1 pseudogene is annotated in these 906 nt (G+C 40.9%); it reads left to right on the plus strand.

The window, feature by feature from the left end:
- A pseudogene (locus ACTWQB_RS17345) lies at positions 1–906 on the plus strand (hypothetical protein); the annotation flags it as partial.

Here is a 906-nt window from a genome sequence, read left to right on the forward strand (position 1 = left end):
TTACTTGCCCACATGAACCGGCTGATGCGTCACTAGATCGAATCGACCGAGTGGTTTTACGATTGGATCGAGATATTGAATCACGTTATATTCGAGCGTTTGTTAAACGCGGAGAAGAAGCTGAAGTTCCAGAACCACCAGGCTTAATACGAAATGATACGATTTATGAATTATCGTTAGCCCAAGTCTATATAGAGGCTGGAAAATCATTCATTGATGATACCCAAATTACTGATGAACGAGGAGATAATGAGGTCTGTGGACGTGTTCAAGTTGCTCGTCAAGTAGGTGACCAGATTAATACTGTCGATATTAAGTCAGTTGACGCAAAACCAGAAGAATACTCAGAAGGAATTTCACAATTCTACATGAGTGGAGATGCCCAAGCTGATATCTTTTCAGATTGGTTAAATTCAATTGGCATTAGTCCATCTGATTTTGGGGTTGGATTGGGATCTCTAAGGGCTTATGTTCATACCATTGGAAACCGAACCAATACAGGAGTACAAACCATCACGATCTTTAGATGGGATTATCAAAGTGGGTATGAGATTTTAGCTGAGTATAAACGTGCTAATAATGCGATATCGTCTGATGTGGATTGGGGAGACTGGCAACAAGTCTCTTTTGTGGTTGAAAGTGGAGAGAATGAGAATGGTAGTTATGTAAGATATTCAGATGGCTTGCAAATATGCTGGGCCAACATCGGAACATTGAATGCGACAAATGATACAGGGGCTTTATATCAAAGTGCTGAATCCACATATTGGGAATACCCCAAGCCTTTTAATGGACCTGGGACTGTTGTAGTGACGGGTGATATGTCCGCCTTTAATCGATGGATTACGACAACAGGGGGAACTGAAGGTGAGGGTGTTTATATTAGATGTATGAGTACAGTTTATT

It is taken from the genome of Piscibacillus sp. B03, assembly GCF_052246295.1.
Lineage (GTDB): Bacteria > Bacillota > Bacilli > Bacillales > Alkalibacillaceae > Piscibacillus.